The organism is Paucibacter sp. XJ19-41 (assembly GCF_028462495.1).
GTDB lineage: Bacteria > Pseudomonadota > Gammaproteobacteria > Burkholderiales > Burkholderiaceae_C > Roseateles_E.
Map to the genome: position 1 here is coordinate 17,599 of NZ_JAQOWX010000046.1, position 23,188 is coordinate 40,786.

Genomic DNA, 23,188 nt, shown 5'->3' on the forward strand with positions numbered 1-23,188 from the left:
TGGTCGCGGCGCCCTTGTTGTATCTGGAGACAAGACACCATGAGCTACCGAGCCCCCGTCAAAGACATGCTGTTCAATATGCAGGAGCTTGCCGGCCTGCAGGCGCTGACCGAGATTCCGGCCTTTGCCGACTTCGGCATCGACACGGCCCAGGCCGTGCTGGAGGAATGCGCCAAGCTCAATGAGGACGTGATCGCGCCGCTGAACTTCGAGGGCGACAAGAACCCCTCCTACTTCAAGGACGGCCAGGTCTTCACGACCCCGGGTTTCAAGGAGGCTTTCCGCCAGTTCGCCGACGGCGGCTGGCAGGGCTTGCAGCACCCGACCGAATTCGGCGGCCAGGGTCTGCCCAAGACCATAGGCGCGGCCTGCGGCGAGATGATCAACAGCGCCAATGTGAGCTTCGCCTTGTGTCCGCTGCTCAGCGATGGCGCCATCGAGGCCTTGCTGACGGCCGGCAGCGATGAGCAGAAGGCCATCTACCTGCCCAATCTGGTGGCCGGCAAATGGACCGGTACGATGAATCTGACCGAGCCGCAGGCGGGGTCAGATCTTGCCCAGGTGCGCACCCGCGCCGAGCCGCAGCCCGATGGCAGCTACAAGATCTTCGGCACCAAGATCTTCATCACCTATGGCGAGCACGATATGGCCGAGAACATCGTCCATCTGGTGCTGGCCCGCGTGGTCGGAGCGCCCGAGGGCGTCAAGGGCATCAGCCTCTTCATCGTGCCCAAGTTCCTGGTCAATGCCGACGGCTCGCTGGGCGCGCGCAATGACGCGCACTGCGTCTCGATCGAGCACAAGATGGGCATCAAGGCCAGCCCGACGGCGGTGCTGCAGTTCGGCGACCACGGCGGCGCGATCGGTACGCTGGTCGGCCAGGAGAATCGCGGCCTCGAGTACATGTTCATCATGATGAACGCCGCCCGCTTCGGCGTCGGCGTGCAGGGCATCGCGGTGGCCGAGCGGGCCTATCAGAAGGCGGTGAGCTACGCGCGCGACCGCGTGCAGTCGCGCCCGGTCGACGGCTCGGTGGCCGGCAGCGCCGCCATCATCCATCACCCCGATGTGCGCCGCATGCTGATGACGATGCGCGCACTGACCGAGGGCTGCCGTGCGATGTCCAGCGTGGCCGCCGCAGCCTATGACGCGGCCCACCACCATCCCGACGCCGACACCCGCAAGCATAACCAGGCCTTCTACGAATTCATGGTGCCGCTGGTCAAGGGCTACAGCACCGAGATGAGCCTGGAGGTCACCGACCTGGGTGTGCAGGTGCACGGCGGCATGGGCTTCATCGAGGAGACCGGCGCGGCCCAGCACTACCGCGACGCCAAGATCCTGACGATTTACGAAGGCACGACCGCGATCCAGGCCAATGACCTGGTCGGCCGCAAGACCACGCGCGACGGCGGCCAGCTCGCCCGTGCCATTGCCGGCCAGATTGAGGCCACCGAAGGGCTGCTGAAACAGCGCAGCAGCGTGGCATCCAAGGCCGTGGCCAAGCGCCTGGGCGCGGCCCGCCAGGCCTATCTCGATGTGGTGGACTTCATCGCCGCCCAGGGCAAGGGCAATCCGAACGCGGCCTACGCCGGCTCGGTGCCCTATCTGATGCTGGCCGGCAATCTGGTGGCCGGCTGGCAGCTTGCGCGCGCGCTGATCGTGGCCGAGGACAAGGTCGCCGCCGGCGAGGAGGTGCCCTTCATGAGCGCCAAGATCGCGACGGCGCGCTTTTATGCCGAGCACATCCTGAGCCGCAGCTCGGGCCTGCGCGACGCCATCGTCGAAGGCGCCGACAGCGTCACCGCGCTGGCGCTGGATGCCTTCTGATCGCCCACTGACACAACGAACGGAGACCTTTGTGGCCCTGCCTCCCGTCCTGCAAAATCTGCCCCTGCCCATCATCGGCTCGCCGCTGTTCATCATCAGCAATCCCAAGCTGGTGATCGAGCAGTGCAAGGCCGGCGTCGTCGGCGCTATGCCCGCACTCAATGCCCGTCCGGCCGAGCTGCTGGATGAATGGCTCAACGAGATCACCACCGAGCTGGCGGCCCATAACAAGGCCCATCCCGACAAGCCGGCCGCGCCGTTTGCGATCAACCAGATCGTGCACAAGAGCAATGACCGCTTGGAGCACGATATGGCGCTGTGCGCCAAGTACAAGGTGCCCATCATCATCACCTCGCTGGGCGCGCGCGAGGATGTCAATGCCGCGGTGCATGCCTGGGGCGGCGTGGTGCTTCACGACATCATCAATAACAAGTTCGCGAAGAAGGCGATCGAGAAGGGCGCCGACGGCCTGATCGCGGTGGCGGCCGGGGCCGGCGGCCATGCGGGCGTCAAGAGCCCGTTCGCGCTGATCCAGGAAATCCGCGAGTGGTTCGATGGCCCGATCGCACTGTCGGGCGCGATCGCCAGCGGCGATGCGGTGCTGGCCGCCCAGGCGATGGGCGCGGACTTCGCCTACATCGGCTCGGCCTTCATCGCGACCGAGGAGGCGCGCGCCACCGAGGCTTACAAGCAGATGATCGTCGCCTCCAACAGCGATGACATCGTCTACAGCAATTTGTTCACCGGCGTGCACGGCAACTATCTGCGCGGCTCCATCGTCAACGCCGGCATGGACCCCGACAAGCTGCCCGAGAGCGACCCCAGCGCGATGAACTTCGGCGGCGACTCGAAGAAGGCCTGGAAGGACATCTGGGGCAGCGGCCAGGGCATTGGCGCGGTGCGCGAGATCGTGCCGGCACGAGCACTGGTCGAGCGACTGGCGCGCGAGTACCGGGCGGCCCGCGAGCGTCTGGCCCTGGCCTGATACGGCGCCTGCATTGAAAAGGGCCACCCTCGGGTGGCCCTTCGCGTTGAGGCGCTGCGCGGCCTACTTGATGTTGGTGAAGCGCGCTTCCGGGCGGTCGTCCGAGCGGTGCACGGTCGAGACGCCCTTCTTCATCGCCCAGGGGCGCATCTGGTGATGGATGGGGATGAACAGATGCTCGTCGCGCATGCGCAGCAGGGCCTCGCGGATCAGGCCGTTGCGCTTGGTGACGTCGGACTCGATCTTCATCGCATCGGTCAGCTGGTCGATCTTGGCATCGCTGATGCGGAAGTAGTTCCAGTTGCCATCGGCACCGGTGGTCTTGGTGCGCACCAGGGACTGGATGGTGTAGAGCGCGTCATAGGTCGGCACGCCCCAGCCGAACAGGAAGAGCTGGTGCTCGAAGCCCTGGATCTTGGGGCTGAAGGTCGACATCGGCTCGGTCTGCAGCCTGGCCTTGATGCCTATCCTGGCCCACATCGAGACCACCGCCTGGCAGATCTCCTCGTCGTTGACGTAGCGGTTGTTCGGGCAGTTCAGCGGCACCTCGAAGCCGTCCGCATAGCCGGCCTCGGCCAGCAGCTTCTTGGCCTTGTCGGCATCGACCTTCAGCGGCGTGTCGATGTCCGGTGTGTTGCCGTTGACGCCCGGGGCGACCATGAGACCGGCCGGCACCGACAAGCCGCGCATGATGGCGCGCTTGATCGCCTCACGGTCGATCGCCACCGACAGGGCCTCGCGCACGCGCTTGTCTTTCAGCGGGTTCTTGCCCTTGATGCTGGAGCCGCGGATCTCGTCGCTGCCCTGGTCCATCGCGATGAAGATGGTGCGGATCTCGGTGCCTTCCAGCACCGCCAGCTTGGCGTCGTTGCGCAGCTTCTGCACGTCCTGGGTCGGCAGGTCGGTCAGCAGGTCCACCTCGCCGGACAGCAGGGCCGCGACGCGGGTGGCGTCGGACTTGATCGGCGAGTAGGTCACGCTATCGACATTGCTGGCGTTGGCGGCATCCCACCAGTCCTTGTTGGCCACCATGCTGATCTTCTGGTCGGGCTGCCAGCCGGTGATCTTGTAGGGGCCGGTGCCGTTGGTGTTGCGGGTTGCGAAGGTCTCTTCCTTGACCTTCACGTCCGGCAGGTTGACCGACTTGTTCTTCTCCGCCCAGCTCTTGCTGACCATGCGGAAGTCGACGATGTTGCGCAGCAGGATGGGGTTGGGGGCCGACAGGATGAAGTCCACCGTGTGGCTGTCGATCTTCTTGATCTCGGCGATGCCGTTCACGAAGGCCTGCAGGGTGCCCTGGGGCTGCTTGATGCGGGCCAGCGAGAACACCACGTCGTCGGCGGTGAAGGGTGTGCCGTCATGGAACTTGACACCCTTGCGCAGCTCGAAGCGCACCTGGGTCGGGCTGATGTGGGTCCACTTGGTGGCCAGCGCCGGCTCGATCTGGTAGGTCTTGCTGTAGCGGGTCAGGCCTTCATAGGCATGGGCCAGGATGGCGCTGGTGGTGCCATGGTTCTGCGAATGCGGATCCAGGGTCAGCACATCGTTCTGCGCGGCCCAGTGCAGCGGCACGGCTTGCACACCGCTGGCGGCCATCATGCCAAGCGAGAGGCCCAGCGACAGGCACAGTGCGGCCAGCTTGAACTTGCGATTCGGCATCTTCTTCCTCCGTGGAATACTGAAAAGCGGGCATCCTAGCCCGGCATCCACGGAGCAGCTCTACTGACTTGCCCGGGGCCTATGCCCCGGGCAGCCCCGGCTTACTTGATGTTGGTGAAGCGCGCTTCCGGACGGTCATCCGAGCGGTGCTCGGTCGTCACATTGGCGCGCATCGCCCAGGGGCGGACCTGGTGGTGCAGCGGCACGAACAGGTACTCGTCGCGGGTGCGCAGCAAGGCTTCCCGGATCATCGCGTTGCGCTTGGGGATGTCGACCTCGGTCTTCATCGCATCGACCAGCTGGTCGATCTTGGCGTCGCTGACCTTGGAGTAGTTGAAGTTGCCGTCGGCACCGGTGGTCTTGGTGCGCACCAGCGACTGCAGCGCGTACTGCGCGTCATAGGTGGCCACGCCCCAGCCCAGCATGTACAACGAGGTGTCGAACTTCTGGAAGGTCACGCTGTGCTGGGCCATAGGCGTGGCCACCAGGCGGCCCTTGACGCCGATCTTGGCCCACATCGCGACGACCGCCTGGCAGACCTCTTCGTCGTTGACGTAGCGGTTGTTCGGGCAGTTCATCTGGATCTCGAAGCCCTCGGGGTAGCCGGCCTCGGTCATCAGTTTCTTGGCCTTCTCGACATCGACCTTGAGCGGCTGGTCGATGTCCGGCGTGTTGCCGTTGACGCCCGGCGCCACCATGATGCCGGCCGGGATCGACAGGCCGCGCATGATGGTGCGCTTGATCGCCTCGCGGTCCACGGTCAGGTTCAGCGCCTCGCGCACGCGCTTGTCCTTGAAGGGGTTCTTGCCCTTGACATTGGAGCCCTTGAGTTCGTCACTGCCCTGGTCCAGCGCCAGGAAGATGGTGCGCACCTCGGGGCCTTCGACGACCTTGAGCTTGGGGTCGGACTTGAGCTTGGCGACGTCCTGCGTCGGCAGGTCGGTCAGCAGGTCGACGTCGCCGGACAGCAGGGCGGCGACGCGGGTCGGGTCCGACTTGATTGGCAGGTAGCTGACCTCGGTGATGTTGCTGGCGCGGGCCTTGTCCCACCAGTCGGGGTTCTGCACCATCGAGATCTTCTGGTCGGGCTGCCAGCCGGTGATCTTGTAGGCGCCGGTGCCCATCACATTGCGCGAGGCGTAGTTGTCTTCCTTGGCCTTGTAGTCCTGGGTGTTGACGGTGTTGTTCTTCTCCGCCCAGGCCTTGCTCATGATGCGGAAGTCGATGATGTTGCGCAGCAGGATGGGGTTGGGCGCTTCCAGGATCAGATCGACGGTGAGGCTGTCGATCTTCTTGACCTCCTTGATGCCGGTCACATAGATCTGCATCGTGCCCTGGGGCTGCTTGATGCGGCCGAAGGAGAACACCACGTCGTCGGCGGTGAAGGGCGTGCCGTCATGGAACTTGACACCCTTGCGCAGCTCGAAGCGCACCTGGGTCGGGCTGATGAAGGTCCATTTGGTGGCCAGGGCCGGCTCGACATCGTATTTGGTGTTGTAGCGGGTCAGACCTTCATAGGCGTGCATCAGGATCGCATTGGTGGTCGCATGGTTTTGCGAGTGCGGATCCGTCGTCAGGATGTCGTTCTGCGCTGCCCAGCGCAGCGGTACGGCATGGGCCGAGGTCGCGGCCAACAGGCCCAGGGCCAGCGAAATCGAAGCCAGCTTGAGCTGATGATTCATAGTCTGCGCACTCCACAACTGTTAGGAAGATTGATCCTAGCCCGTGGGTCTGTGCGCTGCTCTAGTGGCTTGCCCGGGTCTCAGTGCGGGCGCTGTTCGCCCGGTGCCGGCTGTACCAGCAGATCGGCATCACAACCCTTGCCGGCGGCGATCATGCGGCGCGCCCAGGCGCCGATCAGGCGGTTCAGCCAGCGCGGCCCGGGGCGGGCCCAGCCCAGAGCCGTCAGCGGCTCGATCAGCATGCCGCACAGATAGCGCCCGCCCTCGTCCGACCAGCGCAGGGCTGCGCAGGCGCCGTGCCGACGCCGGCTCGCCAGCACGCCCACCGGACAGGGCTCGGCCAGGCAGCAGACGCCGCAGCCATTGCATGTCGCGCCCAAGGCCGGCTTGGGCGGCGCCTCGGGATGGATGTGGATGAGCTGGCGCATGGGCCACTGTAGAGCAGACCGTCGCAAAAAAGCCGACCCTGGGGTCGGCTGTGGTGCGCGGCCGGCCTACTTCTTGACGCCCAGCTCGCGCAGCCGCTCTTCCAGATAGGCGTGGGCGGTGTAGCGGTCCGACAGCACGACCTCGTCGCGTGGATGCAGGAACAGCGGCAGCGAGACCCGGCTCTTCTTGGCGCCGTCGCCCGTCGGGTTGACGACGCGGTGCTGGGTCGACGGGTAATAGCCCTGCGAGGCTTCCTGCAGCATGTCGCCGATATTGATGATCAGCATGCCGAAGTCGCAGGGCACGTCGAACCATTCGCCGTCCTTGCCCTGCACCTGCAGGCCCGGCTCGTTGGCGGCCGGCAGGATGGTTAAGAGGTTGATGTCGCCATGCGGGGCGGCGCGCAGCGAGCCGGCCGGCTCCTTGCCGGTCAGCGGCGGATAGCGCAGCACGCGCAGCAGGGTCAGCTGGCTGTCCTGGATCATCTGGGACAGCGGCTCGCGGTAGTGGCGTGCGATCTCGGCCGGCGTGTAGCGCTCGACCCAGGACAGCAGTTCCTGCGCGAGGCCGTTGGCCTGGCTGTAGTACTGCATCGCATCTTCCTTGAGCGGCGCCGGAATGCGGCCCCAGGGGTAGATGTGGAAGTACTCCTTGATGTCCTTCTGGGTGAAGCCCTTGGCGGTCTCCGAGATCTCGGTGGAGAAGTAGCCGTCCTGCTTCTCCTTCGAGAAGGCGTACTGATGCTTCTCGTCGCCGTTGAAGAAGCCCAGCCAGTCTGCATAGATCTTCTCGACCAGGGCCTGCTGGATCGGATGGTTGACGAGCACACCGAAGCCGGTTTCGTGCAGCGAGCGGGTGAACTGCTCGGCCGCGTCGGCGGCCTGGTAGTCGACGACTTTGACTTGCATGGGATCTCCTCGATAGTGTCCCGACGCCAAGCCATTCAATCGCGGGGCTGTGGCGCGCGAGCTGAAGTCTAGGCCAAGCCAGCGACGTTCGCAAACGTTTGCCGGCAAAGATGAAGCGATGAGCCTGCCTCAGAAGAGACTTCAGTTCGAGGTCCACATGGCCGAAACTCCCGGCGTGAAAGTCTCACGATGCAAAAGCGCAGCCGGGCTCCTAGGGTTAGCCAGGAGTGCTACAGTCCGCCCCTTGAGACTTGAGGTCCTTCCCGTCCCCTTTTCTGGCAACAGTGAAGGCGGGTCGCAATCCGCCAACCGGTCGAGCCGTGTCGCGGAAGGTTTATTTACCAGCCAAATCCCTGGAAGCCGGGGTAAGAGGTGAGCGAAATGATGCAGCAATACAGGTCGAACTCGTACCTGTTCGGGGGCAATGCGCCCTACGTCGAGGAGATGTACGAGGCCTACCTCGACAACCCGGGTTCCGTGCCCGACAACTGGCGGGCGTATTTCGACGCCCTGCAGCATGTGCCTGCCACCGATGGCAGCGATGGCCGCGATGTGGCCCATGCGCCGGTGATCGAATCCTTCGCGCAGCGCGCCAAGGCCAATGCCTTCGGCAACAAGGCTTCCGGCGCCGAACTGGCCGTGGCCCGCAAGCAGGTCCATGTGCAGTCGCTGATCGCCGCCTACCGCAATGTCGGTTCGCGCTGGGCCGACCTGGACCCGCTCAAGCGCACCGAGCGCCCCAAGATTCCCGAGCTGGAGCCGGCGTTCTATGACCTGAGCGAGTCCGATATGGACATCTCGTTCAGCGCCACGAACACCTATTTCTCCAAGGCCGAGACCATGACCCTGCGCGAGATCGTGCAGGCCTTGCGTGAGACCTATTGCAGCTCCATCGGCGCGGAGTACATGCACATCACCGACCAGGTCGAGAAGCGCTGGTGGCAGGAGCGCCTGGAGTCGGTGCGCGCCAAGCCCGCCTTCTCGGCCGAGAAGAAGCAGCACATCCTCGGCCGCCTGACCGCCGCCGAAGGCCTGGAACGCTATCTGCACACCAAGTACGTCGGCCAGAAGCGCTTCTCGCTGGAAGGCGGCGAGAGCTTCATCGCCTCGATGGACGAGCTGGTGCAGCGCGGCGGTGAGATGGGCGTGCAGGAAATCGTCATCGGCATGGCCCACCGCGGCCGCCTGAACGTGCTGGTCAATACCCTGGGCAAGATGCCCAAGGACCTGTTCGCCGAGTTCGAGCACACCGCGCCCGAGGACCTGCCGGCCGGTGACGTCAAGTACCACCAGGGCTTCTCCAGCGATGTGACCAGCCCTGGCGGCCCGGTCCACCTGAGCCTGGCCTTCAACCCCTCGCACCTGGAAATCGTCAACCCGGTCGTCGAAGGCTCGGTCAAGGCCCGCATGGACCGCCGTGGCGATGCCAGCGGCGCGCAGGTGCTGCCGGTGCTGGTGCATGGCGACGCCGCCTTTGCCGGCCAGGGTGTCGTGATGGAGACGCTGGCGCTGGCCCAGACCCGCGGCTACTACACCGGCGGCACGGTTCACATCGTCATCAACAACCAGATCGGCTTCACGACCAGCGACCCGCGCGACAGCCGCTCGACGCTGTACTGCTCCGACGTCGTCAAGATGATCGAAGCCCCGGTGCTGCACGTCAACGGCGACGATCCGGAAGCCGTCGTTCTGTGCACGCAATGGGCGCTGGAGTATCGCCAGCAGTTCAAGAAGGACGTGGTCGTCGACATCGTCTGCTTCCGCAAGCTCGGCCACAACGAGCAGGACACGCCGGCACTGACCCAGCCGCTGATGTACAAGAAGATCGCTGCCCACCCCGGCACCCGCAAGCTCTACGGCGACCGTCTGGTGGCCCAGGGCGTGCTGGGCGCCGATGGCCCGGACGCGATGTTCAAGGCCTTCCGCGCCGCGATGGACGAGGGCCGCCACACGGTGGACCCGGTGCTGACCAACTTCAAGAGCAAGTACGCGACCGACTGGTCGCCGTACCTGGGCAAGAAGTGGACCGACAGCTGCGACACCGCGCTGCCGGTGGCCGAGTTCAAGCGCTTGGCCGAGAAGATCACGACCATTCCCGCGAACTTCAAGGTGCATCCGCTGGTCGAGAAGGTGATCGCCGACCGTGCGGCCATGGGCCGTGGCGAGATCAATATCGACTGGGGCATGGGCGAGCACATGGCCTATGCCTCGCTGGTGGCCTCCGGCTATCCGGTGCGCCTGTCCGGTGAGGACTGCGGCCGCGGCACCTTTGTGCACCGCCACGCGGTGCTGCACGACCAGAACCGCGAGAAGTTCGACGAAGGCACTTACATCCCGCTGCAGAACGTCGCCGAGGGCCAGGCCCCCTTCGTCGTGATCGACTCCATCCTGTCCGAAGAGGCGGTGCTGGGCTTCGAGTACGGCTATGCCAGCGCCGACCCGGTGACCCTGACGATCTGGGAAGCCCAGTTCGGCGACTTCGTCAACGGCGCCCAGGTCGTGATCGACCAGTTCATTGCCTCCGGCGAAGTCAAGTGGGGCCGCTCCAACGGCCTGACCCTGATGCTGCCGCACGGCTACGAAGGCCAGGGCCCCGAGCACAGCTCGGCGCGCCTGGAGCGCTTCATGCAGCTGGCCGCCGACAACAATATGCAGGTGGTGCAGCCGACCTCGGCCTCGCAGATCTTCCACCTGCTGCGTCGTCAGCAGCTGCGCATGTTCCGCAAGCCGCTGATCATCATGACGCCCAAGTCGCTGCTGCGTAACAAGGACGCCACCTCACCGATCAGCGAATTCACCAAGGGTGAGTTCAAGACCGTGATCAGCGAGCAGAACGCCGAGATCGACGCCGCCAAGGTCAAGCGCATCATCGCCTGCTCGGGCAAGGTCTATTACGACCTGGTCAAGGCGCGCGGCGACAAGAAGGACGTGGCCATCATCCGCGTCGAGCAGCTCTATCCCTTCCCGCACAAGGCCTTCTCGGCCGAGGTCAAGAAGTACCCGAACGTCACCGACATCGTCTGGTGCCAGGACGAGCCGCAGAACCAGGGTGCCTGGTTCTTCGTGCAGCACTACATCCACGAGAACATGGTGGAAGGCCAGAAGCTCGGCTACGCCGGTCGTCCGGCCTCGGCCTCGCCGGCGGTGGGTTATGCCCATCTGCACCAGGAGCAGCAGAAGGCGCTGCTGGATCAGGCCTTCGGCAAGCTCAAGGGCTTCATCCTGACGAAGTAAGTTTGTGACCGCCCCGGCCCACCGCAACAGGTGCTCAGCCGGGGCGCGACGCTTCAAGAACAGAAAGCAATAGACATCATGGCAATCGTAGAAGTCAAAGTTCCCCAGCTGTCCGAGTCCGTCGCCGAAGGCACGCTGATCTCCTGGAAGAAGAAGCCCGGCGAAGCCGTGGCCATCGATGAGATCCTGGTCGAGATCGAGACCGACAAGGTGGTGCTGGAAGTGCCGGCCCCCAGCGCCGGCGTGATGGCGCAAATCGTCAAGAACGACGGCGAGAGCGTCGTCAGCGAGGAAGTCATCGCCCGCATCGACACCGACGGCCAGGCCCAGGTCAGCCCGCTGGAAGTCAAGGCCGTCGTGACTACCGCGCCCGCCGCACCCGCACCGGCGGCCACCGGCGGCAACAAGGGCGATGTGGCCATGCCCGCCGCCGCCAAGATCCTGGCCGAGAAGGGCCTGGCCGCCACCGATGTGGCCGGCTCCGGCAAGGACGGCCGCGTCACCAAGGGTGATGCGCTGGCCGCATCGGCCAAGCCTGCTGCCGCCCCGGCCATCGCCGTGGCCGCTGCGCCGGCCGTCGCCAAGCCGCTGCCGGCCGTGGCCGCGCCGGTGGCCCCGAACCTGGGTGACCGCCCCGAGCAGCGTGTGCCGATGACACGCCTGCGCGCCCGCGTCGCCGAGCGTCTGCTGCAATCGCAATCGACCAACGCCATCCTGACCACCTTCAACGAGGTGAACATGGCGCCGGTGATGGAGATGCGCAAGAAGTTCCAGGAGAAGTTCGAGAAGGAACACGGCGTCAAGCTGGGCTTCATGAGCTTCTTCGTCAAGGCCGCCGTGGCCGCGCTGAAGAAGTACCCGGTGCTGAACGCCTCGGTCGACGGCAACGACATCGTCTACCACGGCTACTTCGACATCGGCATCGCCGTCGGCTCGCCGCGCGGCCTGGTCGTGCCCATCATCCGCAATGCCGACCAGCTGAGCTTCGCCGACATCGAGAAGACCATCGCGTCCTTCGGCCAGAAGGCCAAGGACGGCAAGCTGTCGATCGAGGAACTGACCGGCGGCACCTTCTCGATCTCCAACGGCGGTACCTTCGGCTCGATGCTGTCGACCCCCATCATCAACCCGCCGCAATCGGCCATCCTGGGCGTGCACGCGACCAAGGACCGCGCCGTCGTCGAGAACGGCCAAGTGGTGGTGCGCCCGATCAACTACCTGGCCATGTCCTACGACCACCGCATCATCGACGGCCGCGAAGCCGTGCTGGGCCTGGTGACGATGAAGGAAGCGCTGGAAGATCCGGCCCGCCTGCTGTTCGACATCTAAGCCGGAGACGAGATCCATGAGCGCTAAGCAATTCGATGTCGTCGTGATCGGCGGCGGCCCCGGCGGCTATATCGCCGCCATCCGCGCGGCCCAGCTGGGCTTCAACGTGGCCTGTGTGGACGAGTGGAAGAACGACAAGGGCGGCCCGGCTCCTGGCGGCACCTGCACCAATGTCGGCTGCATTCCGTCCAAGGCCTTGCTGCAGTCCAGCGAGCACTTCGACCACGCCAACCACCACTTTGCCGACCACGGCATCTCGGCCGACAACGTCAAGATCGACATCGCCAAGATGCTGGGTCGCAAGGACCAGGTGGTCAAGCAGAACAACGACGGCATCCTCTACCTGTTCAAGAAGAACAAGGTGAGCTTCTTCCACGGCCGCGGCTCCTTTGTCGCAGCCAAGGACGGCGGCTATGAGCTGAAGGCCGGCGACGAGACCCTGCAGGCCAAGCATGTGATCCTGGCCACCGGCTCGAACGCCCGCGCGCTGCCGGGTGCCGCCTTCGACGAGGAGAACATCCTGTCGAACGACGGCGCGCTGCGCATCGGCGCGGTGCCCAAGAAGCTGGGCGTGATCGGCTCCGGCGTGATCGGCCTGGAAATGGGTTCGGTGTGGCGCCGCCTCGGCTCCGAAGTCACCGTGCTGGAAGGTCTGCCGACCTTCCTCGGCGCGGTCGACGAGTCGGTCGCCAAGGAGGCCGCCAAGCTGTTCAAGAAGCAGGGCCTGAAGATCGAGCTGGGCGTCAAGATCGGCGAAGTCAAGTCGGGCAAGAAGGGTGTGGCTGTCGCCTACACCGACGCCAAGGGCGAGGCTCAGACGCTGGAGGTGGACAAGCTGATCATCTCGATCGGCCGGGTCCCGAACACCATCGGCCTGAATGCCGAAGCCGTGGGCCTGAAGCTCGACGAGCGCGGTGCCATCATCGTCGACGATGACTGCAAGACCAGCCTGCCCAATGTCTGGGCGGTCGGCGATGTGGTGCGCGGCCCGATGCTGGCGCACAAGGCCGAGGAAGAGGGCGTGGCCGTGGCCGAGCGCATTGCTGGCCAGCACGGTCATGTCAACTTCAACACGATTCCCTGGGTCATCTACACCAGCCCGGAAATCGCCTGGGTCGGCCGCACCGAGCAGCAGCTGAAGGCGGATGGCGTGGCCTACAAGGCCGGCCAGTTCCCCTTCCTGGCCAATGGCCGCGCGCGGGCGCTGGGCGATACCAATGGCTTCGTCAAGTTCCTGGCCGATGCCAAGACCGACGAGATCCTGGGCGTGCACATCATTGGCCCCTTTGCCTCCGAGCTGATCTCGGAAGCCGTGGTCGCGATGGAGTTCAAGGCTTCGGCCGAGGACATCGCCCGCCTCTGCCATGCGCACCCGAGCCTCAGCGAGGCGACCAAGGAAGCCGCGCTGGCCGTCGACAAGCGCACCCTCAACTTCTGATCGCCGCAGGCGTTTCAAAGTGAAAGGGGCGGCCTCGGTCGCCCCTTTGCCTTGCTGGATTCCCGATGACTTCTGTGACCGAGCTCTATCAGCAGACCCTTGCCGAGCGTGGCTACACGGCCGACGCGGCGCAGCTGCGCGCGATCACCTCGCTGCAGCGCTGCCAGGACGAATGGGCCGACTACAAGTCGCGCCGCAGCAATGCGGTGACCAAGCTGCTGGTGCGCCCGCCGCTGCCGCGCGGCGTCTATATGTACGGCGGCGTGGGCCGGGGCAAGAGCTTTCTGATGGACTGCTTCTTCCAGGCCGTGCCGCTGACGCGCAAGACCCGGCTGCACTTCCATGAGTTCATGCGCGAGGTGCACCGCGAGCTGCAGGACCTCAAAGGCATTGCCGACCCGCTCGAAGAGCTGGGCAAGCGCATCGCCAAGCGCTTCCGGCTGATCTGCTTCGACGAGTTCCATGTCTCGGACGTCACCGACGCGATGATTCTGCACCGGCTGCTGGACTCGCTGTTCAAGCACCGCGTCTCCATCGTCACGACCTCGAACTTCCACCCGGACGGCCTCTATCCCAACGGGCTGCACCGCGACCGCATCCTGCCGGCCATCGAGCTGCTGAAGGACAAGCTCGAGGTCATCAATGTCGATGCCGGCACCGACTACCGGCGCCGCAGCCTGGACCATGTCGAGCTTTATCACACACCGCTGGATGCGGCGGCCGACGCTTCGCTGAGCCAGGCCTTCGAGTCGCTGGCCGAGGCCCGCGATGAAGACCCGCTGCTGCATATCGAGCATCGCGAGCTGCGTGCGCGGCGCCGCGCCGGCGGCGTGGGCTGGTTCGATTTCCAGACCCTGTGTGGCGGCCCACGCTCGCAGAACGACTATCTGGAGCTGGCGACCCAGTTCCACACGCTGATACTCTCCAATGTGCCGGCGATGCCGCCGCGCCTGGCCAGCGAGGCGCGGCGCTTCACCTGGCTGGTCGACGTGCTGTATGACCGGCGCGTCAAGCTGCTGATCTCGGCGGCCGTGCCGCCCGAGCAGCTGTATACCGAGGGGCCGCTGGCCCATGAATTCCCGCGCACCATCTCGCGCTTGCAAGAGATGCAGAGTTCCGAATATCTTTCGCTGGCCCGCCGCGAGGTGGACACCTCGCTGACCTGAATCGCCGCCCCATGCCCAAGACCTCCTTGCTGCTGTTGAGCCTGATGCTGCTGAGTGTCGCGTCGGCCGCGTCGGCTGCGCCGGCCGGCGAGCGCGAGGCGCTGGCCGAGCAGCGCCGGCTGATCGAGGCCCGTCATGCCGAGGCGCTGCAGGCCTGCGCGCCGCGCTTCAATGTCAATGCCTGCGAGCAGCAGGCCCGGCTTGAGCGTTCGGCGGCGCTCAAGCCGCTGCTGGCGCGTGAGCAGGAGCTGGACAGCGCCCAGCGCCAGGCGCGCGCCCAGGCCCAGCGCGAGCGGGTGCAGGCCAAGCAGCAGGCCTTTGCCAACGAGGACGGCAAGCGCATGCAGCGCTCCTTGCTGGCCGATCTGCCAAAGCCGGCTGCGGCCGCGTCCAAGCCGCATCGCGTCGTCGATGAGCAGGCCCATGGCCGCGCGGTGCAGGCCGAGATCGCGCGTGGCGAGCGCGCCGCGGAACGGCGTCGCCAGCAGGCGGCCGAGCGCGAGCGGGAGGCCCAGGCGCGGCGCGCGGCGGCACAAAAGCGTCAGCAGCAGCGTGCGCAGTCCAGCAAGCCGGCAGCCAGCCTGCCGCAGCCGACGGCAGACGAGATCGCCAAGCTGCCGCCGGCCCCCAAGCCCTAAGCCCTAAGCCCTAAGCCCTTCTCAGGCCAGCGCTTCGACCCGCACGATGGCCAACGACAGGTTGTCGCCGGCGCCGTGGGCGCGCNGCACAAAAGCGTCAGCAGCAGCGTGCGCAGTCCAGCAAGCCGGCAGCCAGCCTGCCGCAGCCGACGGCAGACGAGATCGCCAAGCTGCCGCCGGCCCCCAAGCCCTAAGCCCTAAGCCCTAAGCCCTTCTCAGGCCAGCGCTTCGACCCGCACGATGGCCAACGACAGGTTGTCGCCGGCGCCGTGGGCGCGCTGGCGCGCCTTCTCGATCAGCAGCTCGGCGGCCTCGCGCGGCGGCAGGCCGTGCACTACGGTGCCCAGCTCGCGCGGGCTGAAGTAGTGCCAGAGCCCGTCGCTGCAGGCCAGCAGGCTGTCGCCGACCTGCAGCTGCTCGGTGATGTCCAGGCTGGGCGTCGGTTCCTGCACCGTGCCCAGGCAGCCGGTCAGCAGATTCGACTGCGGATGCACGGCGGCCTCGGCCTCGCTGATCTGGCCCTCGTCGATCAGGCGCTGCACAAAGGAGTGGTCCAGGCTGCGCTTGAGCATCTCGGCGCCGCGGAAATGGTAGAGCCGCGAATCGCCGGCATGCACCCAGTGGCAGCGCCGGTCCGGGCTGACCAGAAAGGCTGCCAAGGTGCTGTGCGGCTCCTCCTCGGTGGCAATGGCGGTCAGCTTGATCATCAGATGGGCTTCGGCCGCCATCTGGGCCAGGAAGTCGGCCGGCGGTTCCTCGCCGGGCACATAGCGCTCGAACAGCTGGCCGGCGGTCAGCACCACCTGGTCGGCAGCCTTGCGCCCGCCGCTCTTGCCGCCCATGCCGTCGGCCAGCACGGCCAGCAGGCAGCCGGTCTGGCGCGCATGGCTGAAGACCTCGACCTGGTCCTGCTGATAGAGGCGGTCCCCGCGATGGGTGCCGGTGGCGGCGCTGAGTCGAAATCCGGGGGAGCTACGCGTCATGGCAAAAACTATGGGTTTCGCAAAAACTATAATCGTCAACCGATGTCCAGCGTGCACTCAGCGCGCCATCCGTGCCAGCTTACCCTTTCATGGATGAACAGCTTCACTCTTTATCGCGCCGCCTGATCGAATTGCGCATGGAACACGCCGATCTGGATGTGCTGATCGATCAGCTGGCCCGGCAACAGCCGCTCGACGAGCTGGCGCTGCGACGGCTGAAGAAGCGCCGTCTGGCGCTGCGCGATCTGATTTCCCGCCTGGAGCAGGCCAATGACCCGGCCGAACCGGCCTGAACGAGGCACAGCCTGTTGAGCGAACAAGAAGCGGCGTTCCTGCGCGACCAGGACGACATCAGCGAGAAGGTCGAGAAGAGCGAGCTGGAGCAATGGGTGGCCGCCGCCTTCGACCGTGGCGGCCCGTTGTCCCGGGCCGATCCCGGTTATTCGCCGCGTGAGCCCCAGCTGCTGATGAGCCAGGCGGTCGCCCAGGCGATGGCACGGCGCGAGGCCCTGGTGGTGGAGGCGGGCACCGGCGTCGGCAAGACCTTTGCCTATCTGGTGCCGGCCCTGCTGTCGGGCGGCCGCGCCCTGATCAGCACCGCGACCAAGAGCTTGCAGGATCAGCTTTTCCTGCGCGATCTGCCGCGCCTGTGCGAGGCCTTGCAGACGCCCACCCGCATCGCCTTGCTGAAGGGCCGCAGCAGCTATCTGTGCCTGCACCGGATGAAGCATGCGCGCCACAGCGCCGAGCTGCCGGACCGGCGCGCGGTGATGCTGCTGGCCCGCGTCGAGCAATGGGCGCAGCAGACCGTCAGCGGCGATCTGGCCGAGATGGAGGGGCTGGACGAGCGCTCGCCCATCATCCCCATCGTCAGCTCGACGCGCGACAACTGTCTGGGTTCCGACTGCCCCGAGTTCCGCGCCTGCCATGTCGTGAAGGCGCGCCGCGAGGCGATGGAGGCCGATGTGGTGGTGGTCAACCACCATCTGTTCTTTGCCGATATGGCGCTGCGCGACAGCGGCGTTGCCGAGCTGCTGCCCGGGGTTGATGTCGCGGTGTTCGACGAGGCCCATCAGCTGCCCGAGGCCGGCGTGCAGTTTCTCGGCACCTTGCTGGGCACGGGCCAGTTGCTGGACTTCGCCCGCGATGTGCTGGCCCAGGGCCTGAGCGAGGCGCGCGGCCTGCAGGACTGGCAGGGCCTGCACGCCGGGCTGGAGCGGGCCGCGCGCGAGCTGCGCCTGGCCTGCGCCGGCTCGATGAAGGAGGTGCGCGGCATCCTGAAGCTGCGCTGGCAGGAGCGCGCCGGCAAGCCCGGCTTCGCCCCGGCGCTGGGCGAGGTGGCGAGGATGGCCGATCTGGCGGTCGAGATGCTGGCCACGGTCAACGAGATCTCGCCCGACTTCGTGCGCCTGCACGAGCGCGCCCAGCAACTGGCCGAGCAGGCCCGGCATTTCGCGGCGGTGCCCGAGGCCGGCGATGTGCGCTGGATCGATCTGAGCCCGCACCAGGCGCGCCTGGTCGAGTCGCCGCTGGACATCCGCGATGCGATGCAGGAGCAGCTGGCGGGGCCACCGAAAGCCTGGATCTTCACCTCGGCGACGCTGGGCGACGATGAGCGGCTCTCCTGGTTCACCGAGCCGGCCGGCCTGGACAGCGCGCGGGTGCTGCGCGTCGGCAGCCCCTTCGACTATCCCGCGCATGCGCGGCTCTACATCCCGCGTGGCTTCCCCAAGCCCAGCGAACCCGATCACCCGCTCGAAGTGGCGGCAATGGCGGCGCGCTGTGCCCGGGCGCTGGGTGGCCGCACCTTTGTGCTGACGACCACCTTGCGCGCCTTGCAAAGCATCGGCGACGCCTTGCGCGAGGAGTTCGAGCGCGGCTTCGATGCGATCAAGGTGCTGGTCCAGGGCGCGGCGCCCAAGCGCTTGCTGCTGCAGCAGTTCATGGCCGACCCCTGTGCGGTGCTGGTCGGCTCGGCCAGCTTCTGGGAGGGCATCGATGTGCCCGGCGACGATCTGCAGTGCGTGCTGATCGACAAGCTGCCGTTCCCGCCACCCAGCGACCCGCTGGTCGAGGCCCGTGTGCAGCGGCTCGAAGCCGCCGGCCGCAATGCCTTTGCCGAGTTCTTCATCGCCGAGGCCGCGATCGCGCTGAAGCAGGGCGGTGGCCGGCTGATACGCAGCGAGACCGACCATGGCCTGCTGATCGTCTGCGATCCGCGCATGGCCGGCATGAACTACGGCCGGCGCCTGCGCGAGGCCTTGCCGCCGATGACGCGGCTGGCCAGCGAGGACGAGGCGCTGGACTGGCTGCGTCTGCTGGCCGCCGAGCGGGCGTAAGGGCGGGCGTAAGAAAGCCCGCTGCTGCGGGCTTGGTCTTCAGCGCGGCGGCGTACCAGACCTGCCACCAGGCGCGCTTCTTCCCGGCAAAGCCGGCGCTCAGATAGGCGCTGTCCGGAAAGTTCTGCTTCAGCACGCGCTCGGCGTCGTCGCGCAGCGGCTTCAGGTTCAGCTTCTCGTAGCTTTGCATCATGATGTAGAGCGCCTCCTCGGCCGACGGTGCGCGCTGGAATTCGGTCACCGCCTGCTGGGCCCGGTTGGCCGCCGCGACATAGGCGCCGCGGGTGTAGTAGTAGCGCGCCACATGAACCTCGTAGCTGGCCAGCGTGTTGGTGATGTAGTCGACGCGCAGGCGCGAGTCGTCGGCGTACTTGGAGTCGGGGAACTGCTCGGCGACCTGCTTGAAGGCCAGCAAGGCATCGCGCGAGGCCTGCTGGTCGCGCTCCGAGATGTCCTGGCGGGCCAGGCGGCCGAACAGGCCCAGGTCCTCGTTGAAATTGACCAGGCCCTTCAGGTAGAGCGCGTAGTCCAGCGCCGCGCTCGACGGGTTGTTCTTGATGAAGCGGTCCAGCGTGACGATGGCGGCGGCGCGCTCGCCGCTGCGGTACTGGGCCCAGGCCAGATCGAGCCCGGCCTGCTGCGCCATCAGCGTGCCGGCAGCGCGGCCTTCGATGCGCTCCAGCGTCTTGATGCCGCGGTCGTAGCTGCCGCTGGCGATGTCAGCCTTGGCGTCTGCGTACAATTTGTCCAGATTGGCCTGCGAGTTCGGATCATCCGCCGGAGTGGAAGAGCAGGCCGCCAGCAAGGCCAGGGCGCCGGCCGCGACCAACGTGGCGAGCCGCGAGGCGGTTGCTGGGTTCGCCGGCGCCTGGGGGCGCTGCACGCAGTTTTCTGTCATGGTCCATGCCGGTGCCATGGCACCGAACTTCAGCTGAAATTGGAGAATTGATTATATGGTTCAGGCCTCGCCTGCCCTGGAGCTCTCGTCCGAGAGCGACGCCAGTGAAGAATTACAAGAACTCGAACAGGCGGAACAGCGCGAGGCCATGGTGGATGAGGCCGGCCATGGCCAGCGCCTGGACAAATGGCTGGTGGCGCTGGCACCGGAGTTTTCGCGCAACCATCTGCAGAGCCTGATCGAGCGCGCTCATGTGCAGATCAACGGCCAGGTCGCCACCAGCGCCTCGCGCAAGCTGCAGGCCGGCCAGCGCGTGCAGGTCGAGTTGCAGCCGACCGCCGAGAGCCTCGCCTTCCGCGCCGAGCCGCTGGTGCTGAACATCGTCTTCGAGGACGAGCATCTGATGGTGCTGGACAAGCCGCCGGCCATGGTCGTTCATCCGGCCGCCGGCAACTGGTCGGGCACGGTGATGAACGGCCTGCTCGCTCATCACCCGGTCGCCGCGACCTTGCCGCGCGCCGGCATCGTCCACCGCCTGGACAAGGACACCTCGGGCCTGATGGTGGTCGGCAAGACCCTGGAGGCGGTCACCGCGCTGAGCCGCATGATCGCGGCCCGCGAGGTGCATCGCGAGTATCTGGCGCTGACCCACGGCCGGGTGCCGGAGCAGATGACGGTCGATGCGCCGTTGCGGCGTGATCCGGCCTCGCGGGTCAAGATGGCGGTGCTGTCCAGCGGCAAGCCCTCGCGCACCGATGTCTATGGTCTGGCCCAGACCGAGATCGAGAACCGCAGCTACAGCGCCGTGCACTGTGTGCTGCACAGCGGCCGCACCCACCAGATCCGCGTCCATCTGGCCTGCAAGGGCTACCCTCTGGTGTCCGATGCGCTCTATGGCGGCGCGCCGGCTTTCGGCCTGGCGCGCCAGGCCCTGCATGCGGCGCGGCTGAGTTTTGCCCATCCGATCCAGGGGCGGCCGCTGGTGTTTGATGCGCCGCTGCCACAGGATTTGGCCAATAGTTGGGCTTTGGCCGGGCTGCCGATGCCGGAGCTGCCACCGTTGGCGGATTGAGCGCGCTACAATCGCAGCAACTTGGTTCAGCCGAGCGCGGCGGATGTCGTACCAATCCGCAGCGGCGCCTGGATCGAGGCCGTGCAGGCCATGCTCATCCCCGTGAGGGCTAGTTTGAAACCGCCCGGCCGATATGCCCCGCCTCCCATGCCGCTGAACAGGTCAGCCCCGGAGCCGGTTGCCCTGACCCGAACAGCCCGCTGAGAACAGCGACTTGATCAATGCCCGCCCGTACCGGTGAGCCAGCCGACAGCAGTCGATGAACACACAGGATGCAAAGCGCGTCCTCGAGACCGCGCTGATTTGCGCCCAGCAGCCGCTCACCTTGCGTGAGCTGCGTACCTTGTTTGCCGACGGTGTCGGCCCGGATACCTTGCGCAGCCTGCTGGACGAGCTGGTGCGCGACTGGGACGGGCGGGGCGTCGAGTTGGTGGCGGTGGCCTCGGGCTGGCGCTTCCAGAGCCGACCGGAGCTGCGCGAGTATCTGGACCGCCTGCATCCGGAGAAGCCGCAGCGCTATTCGCGGGCCGTGATGGAGACGCTGGCCATCATTGCCTACCGTCAGCCGGTGACGCGTGGTGATATCGAGGATATCCGCGGCGTCGTGGTGTCCACACAAATTGTCAAACAGCTGGAGGACCGGGGCTGGATCGAGGTGATAGGCTATCGCGAGGCGCCGGGTCGTCCGGCTCTGTATGCGACGACCCGCCAGTTTCTCGATGACCTCGGGCTGTCCAATCTGGAGCAATTGCCCCTGTTGAGTGCCGGTGGTGAGCCGGGCCCCGAGTTGGGCCAGCTGCTACAGGCACAGAGTTCGCTGCTGGAAGACGGCAGCCAAGAGGCGCAGGCCGCCAGCGAGCCTGCCGCCGCATCTGAATCCGAATCCGCGCCCATGGCTTCCCATGCGGGCGCTCCCGTTCCGGCTCTGCCGGACTCCGACCCTGAAGCCACCGAGAAGGTGCAAGCCGACGCATGAATTCCAACGACACCGATCCCAAGGCCGCCGAGGCCCCGAGCGACGCTCCCGAAGCCGCACCGAAGCGACGCCGTGCGCCGGCGCGCGCCAAGGCCGAGACCTTGGCCGAGACCGTGGCCGATGCAGCGGTGCCTGAGGCTGCGGCCGAGGCCAAGCCTGTGAAGCCGCGCGCACCGCGCAAGACGGCGGCCAAGAAGGTCGACGAGGCCGTGGCCGAACCGGTGATCGAGGCGGCGGCGCCGGTCGAGGCGGCCGTGGCGGAAGAGGCTGTGGCGCCCAAGCGCCGCGCGCCGCGCAAGACGGCGGTCAAGGCCGAGTCGGTCGACGCGGCGCCGGTGCAGCTGACGCTGGAGGCGGCGCCTGCCGCCGAGCCGGTCGTTGTCGATGCCGGCGAGCACCAGGAGTCGGCAGAGAGTGCCGAGGGTGCCGAGTCTGCTGGCGAGCGCGAGCCGCGCGGCAACCGCAACCGCCGTCGTGGCCGCAAGGATCGCAATGAGGCTGCCGATGGTGCCGAGCCTCGCGAGGCCCGCGAGCCCCGTCCCCCGCGTCAGGACGCCGTCGCGCCCGAGCAGCTGCAGGCCGAGACGGTCGAGCGCTTCGCCCAGGTGCTGGCCGGTGAGTTTGATACGGCTGATGAAGAGCCGGTGGCCGAGGTCGAGGAGCAGGAGGTCGAGACCAAGCGCGTGCTGGCGCCCGAGCCCGATGCCCCCAAGCTGCAGAAGGTGCTGGCCCAGGCCGGCATCGGCTCGCGCCGCGATATCGAGGACATGATTGCCGAGGGCAAGATCGAGGTGAACGGCGAGGTGGCCCATATCGGCCAGCGCATCTCCTTCGGTGACCGCGTCCATGTGGCCGGAAAGCCGATCAAGGTGCGCATCTCGCCCCCGCCGCCGCGCATCCTGGCCTATCACAAGCCGACCGGCGAAGTGGTCAGCTTCAATGACCCGGAGGGCCGTCCCACCGTGTTCCGCCACCTGCCCAAGCTCTATCAGGGCAAATGGCAGTCGGTCGGCCGGCTGGACCTGAACACCGAAGGTCTGCTGCTGTTCACCAACTCGGGTGAGCTGGCCAATCAGCTGATGCACCCGCGCTTCGGCGTCGAGCGCGAGTACGCGGTGCGCGTGCTGGGCACGCTCAGCGACGAGCAGCGCAGCCGCCTGCTGGAAGGCGTGATCATCGAAGGCCAGAAGGCCGGCTTCAAGAGCATCGAGGACGGCGGCGGCGAGGGCGTCAATCGCTGGTACCGCGTGGTCATCACCGAAGGCCGCAACCGCGAGGTGCGCAAGCTGTTCGAGGCCGTCGGCCTGGTGGTCAGCCGCCTGATCCGCATCCGCTACGGCACCGTGGTGCTGCCGCGCGGCCTCAAGCGCGGCGTCTGGGTGGAGCTGGGCGAGGACGATGTGCGCGTGATCCGTCGACTGGCCGGTGGCCCGCAGCAGCCGCGGGACGCGCAGCGCGAGTCGCGTGAGCCCCGCGAAGGTCAGGCGCCGCGTGGCGAGCGCGGTGGCCAGCCGCGCAATGAGCGCGAGCGTGGCAACGAGCGCTCGAACAATCGCCGCAGCGACGGCCGCCAGGCCGGCGTCGGCCCGCGCCCGAGCCGTCCGGAGGCGCCGCGCGAGCGT

Annotated in this window: 17 protein-coding genes and 1 pseudogene; 12 read left to right on the plus strand and 6 right to left on the minus strand. The window is 66.6% G+C overall.

Going from position 1 to position 23,188, the window contains the following annotated elements:
• Positions 1-39 precede the first annotated feature (39 nt).
• Together PO768_RS13625 and PO768_RS13630 are read left to right on the plus strand one after the other, a co-directional pair.
• Positions 40-1,830, plus strand: coding sequence for an acyl-CoA dehydrogenase (locus PO768_RS13625; protein WP_272646488.1), 1,791 nt, complete (start codon positions 40-42; stop codon positions 1,828-1,830).
• Entirely contained in the window at positions 1,820-2,815 is a 996-nt protein-coding gene (locus tag PO768_RS13630; protein ID WP_272646489.1) for an NAD(P)H-dependent flavin oxidoreductase, read from the plus strand. The genes PO768_RS13625 and PO768_RS13630 overlap by 11 nt, the downstream gene beginning before the upstream one ends.
• 63 nt (positions 2,816-2,878) lie before the next feature.
• On the opposite strand, the gene PO768_RS13635 is transcribed toward PO768_RS13630, so the two are convergent.
• The 4 genes from PO768_RS13635 to PO768_RS13650 all read right to left on the minus strand — a co-directional run bounded on the left by PO768_RS13635 (position 2,879) and on the right by PO768_RS13650 (position 7,493).
• Positions 2,879-4,474, minus strand: a complete 1,596-nt coding sequence (locus PO768_RS13635) for an ABC transporter substrate-binding protein (protein ID WP_272646490.1) — start codon at positions 4,472-4,474, stop codon at positions 2,879-2,881.
• A gap of 101 nt (positions 4,475-4,575) precedes the next feature.
• Positions 4,576-6,156: an ABC transporter substrate-binding protein gene (locus PO768_RS13640; protein ID WP_272646491.1), complete on the minus strand. Its 1,581-nt coding sequence runs from the start codon at positions 6,154-6,156 to the stop codon at positions 4,576-4,578.
• Positions 6,157-6,236: 80 nt separating this feature from the next.
• A complete protein-coding gene (locus PO768_RS13645; protein ID WP_137941733.1) occupies positions 6,237-6,584 on the minus strand; it encodes a hypothetical protein in 348 nt (115 codons plus the stop codon).
• 66 nt (positions 6,585-6,650) lie between these two features.
• Positions 6,651-7,493, minus strand: a complete 843-nt coding sequence (locus tag PO768_RS13650; RefSeq protein ID WP_272646492.1) for an isopenicillin N synthase family dioxygenase — start codon at positions 7,491-7,493, stop codon at positions 6,651-6,653.
• Between the two features lie 381 nt (positions 7,494-7,874).
• On the opposite strand from PO768_RS13650, the gene PO768_RS13655 reads away from it, so the two are divergent.
• From PO768_RS13655 to PO768_RS13675, 5 genes are all read left to right on the plus strand, one after another.
• Positions 7,875-10,727, plus strand: a complete 2,853-nt coding sequence (locus PO768_RS13655) for a 2-oxoglutarate dehydrogenase E1 component (protein WP_137941735.1) — start codon at positions 7,875-7,877, stop codon at positions 10,725-10,727.
• A 78-nt stretch (positions 10,728-10,805) separates the two neighbouring features.
• Positions 10,806-12,056, plus strand: coding sequence for a 2-oxoglutarate dehydrogenase complex dihydrolipoyllysine-residue succinyltransferase (odhB, locus tag PO768_RS13660; RefSeq protein ID WP_137941736.1), 1,251 nt, complete (start codon positions 10,806-10,808; stop codon positions 12,054-12,056).
• A 16-nt stretch (positions 12,057-12,072) separates the two neighbouring features.
• Positions 12,073-13,494 (plus strand): dihydrolipoyl dehydrogenase, encoded by a 1,422-nt coding sequence (gene lpdA, locus PO768_RS13665; protein ID WP_272646493.1) that lies wholly within the window; start codon positions 12,073-12,075, stop codon positions 13,492-13,494.
• A gap of 65 nt (positions 13,495-13,559) precedes the next feature.
• A complete protein-coding gene (gene zapE, locus PO768_RS13670) occupies positions 13,560-14,660 on the plus strand; it encodes a cell division protein ZapE (RefSeq protein ID WP_272646494.1) in 1,101 nt (366 codons plus the stop codon).
• A gap of 11 nt (positions 14,661-14,671) precedes the next feature.
• Positions 14,672-15,298 (plus strand): hypothetical protein, encoded by a 627-nt coding sequence (locus PO768_RS13675; protein ID WP_272646495.1) that lies wholly within the window; start codon positions 14,672-14,674, stop codon positions 15,296-15,298.
• Between the two features lie 215 nt (positions 15,299-15,513).
• Here the strand turns inward: PO768_RS13675 and PO768_RS13680 are convergent, their stop codons facing one another.
• Positions 15,514-16,281 carry a PP2C family protein-serine/threonine phosphatase gene (locus PO768_RS13680; protein WP_269840571.1) on the minus strand — a complete coding sequence of 256 codons (768 nt, stop codon included), beginning with the start codon at positions 16,279-16,281 and terminating at the stop codon, positions 15,514-15,516.
• Between the two features lie 89 nt (positions 16,282-16,370).
• Here PO768_RS13680 and PO768_RS13685 point away from each other — a divergent pair, with 89 nt between their 5' ends.
• On the plus strand, positions 16,371-16,574 hold the full coding sequence (locus PO768_RS13685; protein ID WP_269840570.1) for a YdcH family protein: 204 nt from the start codon (positions 16,371-16,373) through the stop codon (positions 16,572-16,574).
• A 174-nt stretch (positions 16,575-16,748) separates the two neighbouring features.
• On the plus strand, positions 16,749-18,620 hold the full coding sequence (locus PO768_RS13690; protein WP_272646500.1) for an ATP-dependent DNA helicase: 1,872 nt from the start codon (positions 16,749-16,751) through the stop codon (positions 18,618-18,620).
• 55 nt (positions 18,621-18,675) lie between these two features.
• Here the strand turns inward: PO768_RS13690 and PO768_RS13695 are convergent.
• Positions 18,676-19,518, minus strand: a pseudogene (locus PO768_RS13695) (outer membrane protein assembly factor BamD); the annotation flags it as partial.
• 55 nt (positions 19,519-19,573) lie between these two features.
• Here PO768_RS13695 and PO768_RS13700 point away from each other — a divergent pair.
• The 3 genes from PO768_RS13700 to PO768_RS13710 form a co-directional block, all read left to right on the plus strand.
• A complete protein-coding gene (locus tag PO768_RS13700) occupies positions 19,574-20,590 on the plus strand; it encodes an RluA family pseudouridine synthase (RefSeq protein ID WP_272646496.1) in 1,017 nt (338 codons plus the stop codon).
• 259 nt (positions 20,591-20,849) lie between these two features.
• Positions 20,850-21,566, plus strand: a complete 717-nt coding sequence (gene scpB / locus PO768_RS13705) for an SMC-Scp complex subunit ScpB (protein ID WP_272646497.1) — start codon at positions 20,850-20,852, stop codon at positions 21,564-21,566.
• Positions 21,563-23,188: pseudouridine synthase (locus tag PO768_RS13710; RefSeq protein WP_272646498.1), on the plus strand; the 1,626-nt coding region annotated here is incomplete at its 3' end. The genes scpB and PO768_RS13710, both read left to right, overlap by 4 nt.

Coding starts and splice junctions, on each gene's coding strand:
- lpdA (WP_272646493.1), top strand. CDS start 12,073: ATGAGCGCTAAGCAATTCGATGTCGTCGTGATCGGCGGCGGCCCCGGC.
- odhB (WP_137941736.1), top strand. CDS start 10,806: ATGGCAATCGTAGAAGTCAAAGTTCCCCAGCTGTCCGAGTCCGTCGCC.
- PO768_RS13680 (WP_269840571.1), bottom strand. CDS start 16,281: ATGACGCGTAGCTCCCCCGGATTTCGACTCAGCGCCGCCACCGGCACC.
- PO768_RS13655 (WP_137941735.1), top strand. CDS start 7,875: ATGATGCAGCAATACAGGTCGAACTCGTACCTGTTCGGGGGCAATGCG.
- PO768_RS13635 (WP_272646490.1), bottom strand. CDS start 4,474: ATGCCGAATCGCAAGTTCAAGCTGGCCGCACTGTGCCTGTCGCTGGGC.
- PO768_RS13700 (WP_272646496.1), top strand. CDS start 19,574: ATGGTTCAGGCCTCGCCTGCCCTGGAGCTCTCGTCCGAGAGCGACGCC.
- PO768_RS13690 (WP_272646500.1), top strand. CDS start 16,749: ATGAGCCAGGCGGTCGCCCAGGCGATGGCACGGCGCGAGGCCCTGGTG.
- PO768_RS13625 (WP_272646488.1), top strand. CDS start 40: ATGAGCTACCGAGCCCCCGTCAAAGACATGCTGTTCAATATGCAGGAG.
- PO768_RS13650 (WP_272646492.1), bottom strand. CDS start 7,493: ATGCAAGTCAAAGTCGTCGACTACCAGGCCGCCGACGCGGCCGAGCAG.
- PO768_RS13675 (WP_272646495.1), top strand. CDS start 14,672: ATGCCCAAGACCTCCTTGCTGCTGTTGAGCCTGATGCTGCTGAGTGTC.
- scpB (WP_272646497.1), top strand. CDS start 20,850: ATGAACACACAGGATGCAAAGCGCGTCCTCGAGACCGCGCTGATTTGC.
- PO768_RS13685 (WP_269840570.1), top strand. CDS start 16,371: ATGGATGAACAGCTTCACTCTTTATCGCGCCGCCTGATCGAATTGCGC.
- zapE (WP_272646494.1), top strand. CDS start 13,560: ATGACTTCTGTGACCGAGCTCTATCAGCAGACCCTTGCCGAGCGTGGC.
- PO768_RS13630 (WP_272646489.1), top strand. CDS start 1,820: ATGCCTTCTGATCGCCCACTGACACAACGAACGGAGACCTTTGTGGCC.
- PO768_RS13640 (WP_272646491.1), bottom strand. CDS start 6,156: ATGAATCATCAGCTCAAGCTGGCTTCGATTTCGCTGGCCCTGGGCCTG.
- PO768_RS13645 (WP_137941733.1), bottom strand. CDS start 6,584: ATGCGCCAGCTCATCCACATCCATCCCGAGGCGCCGCCCAAGCCGGCC.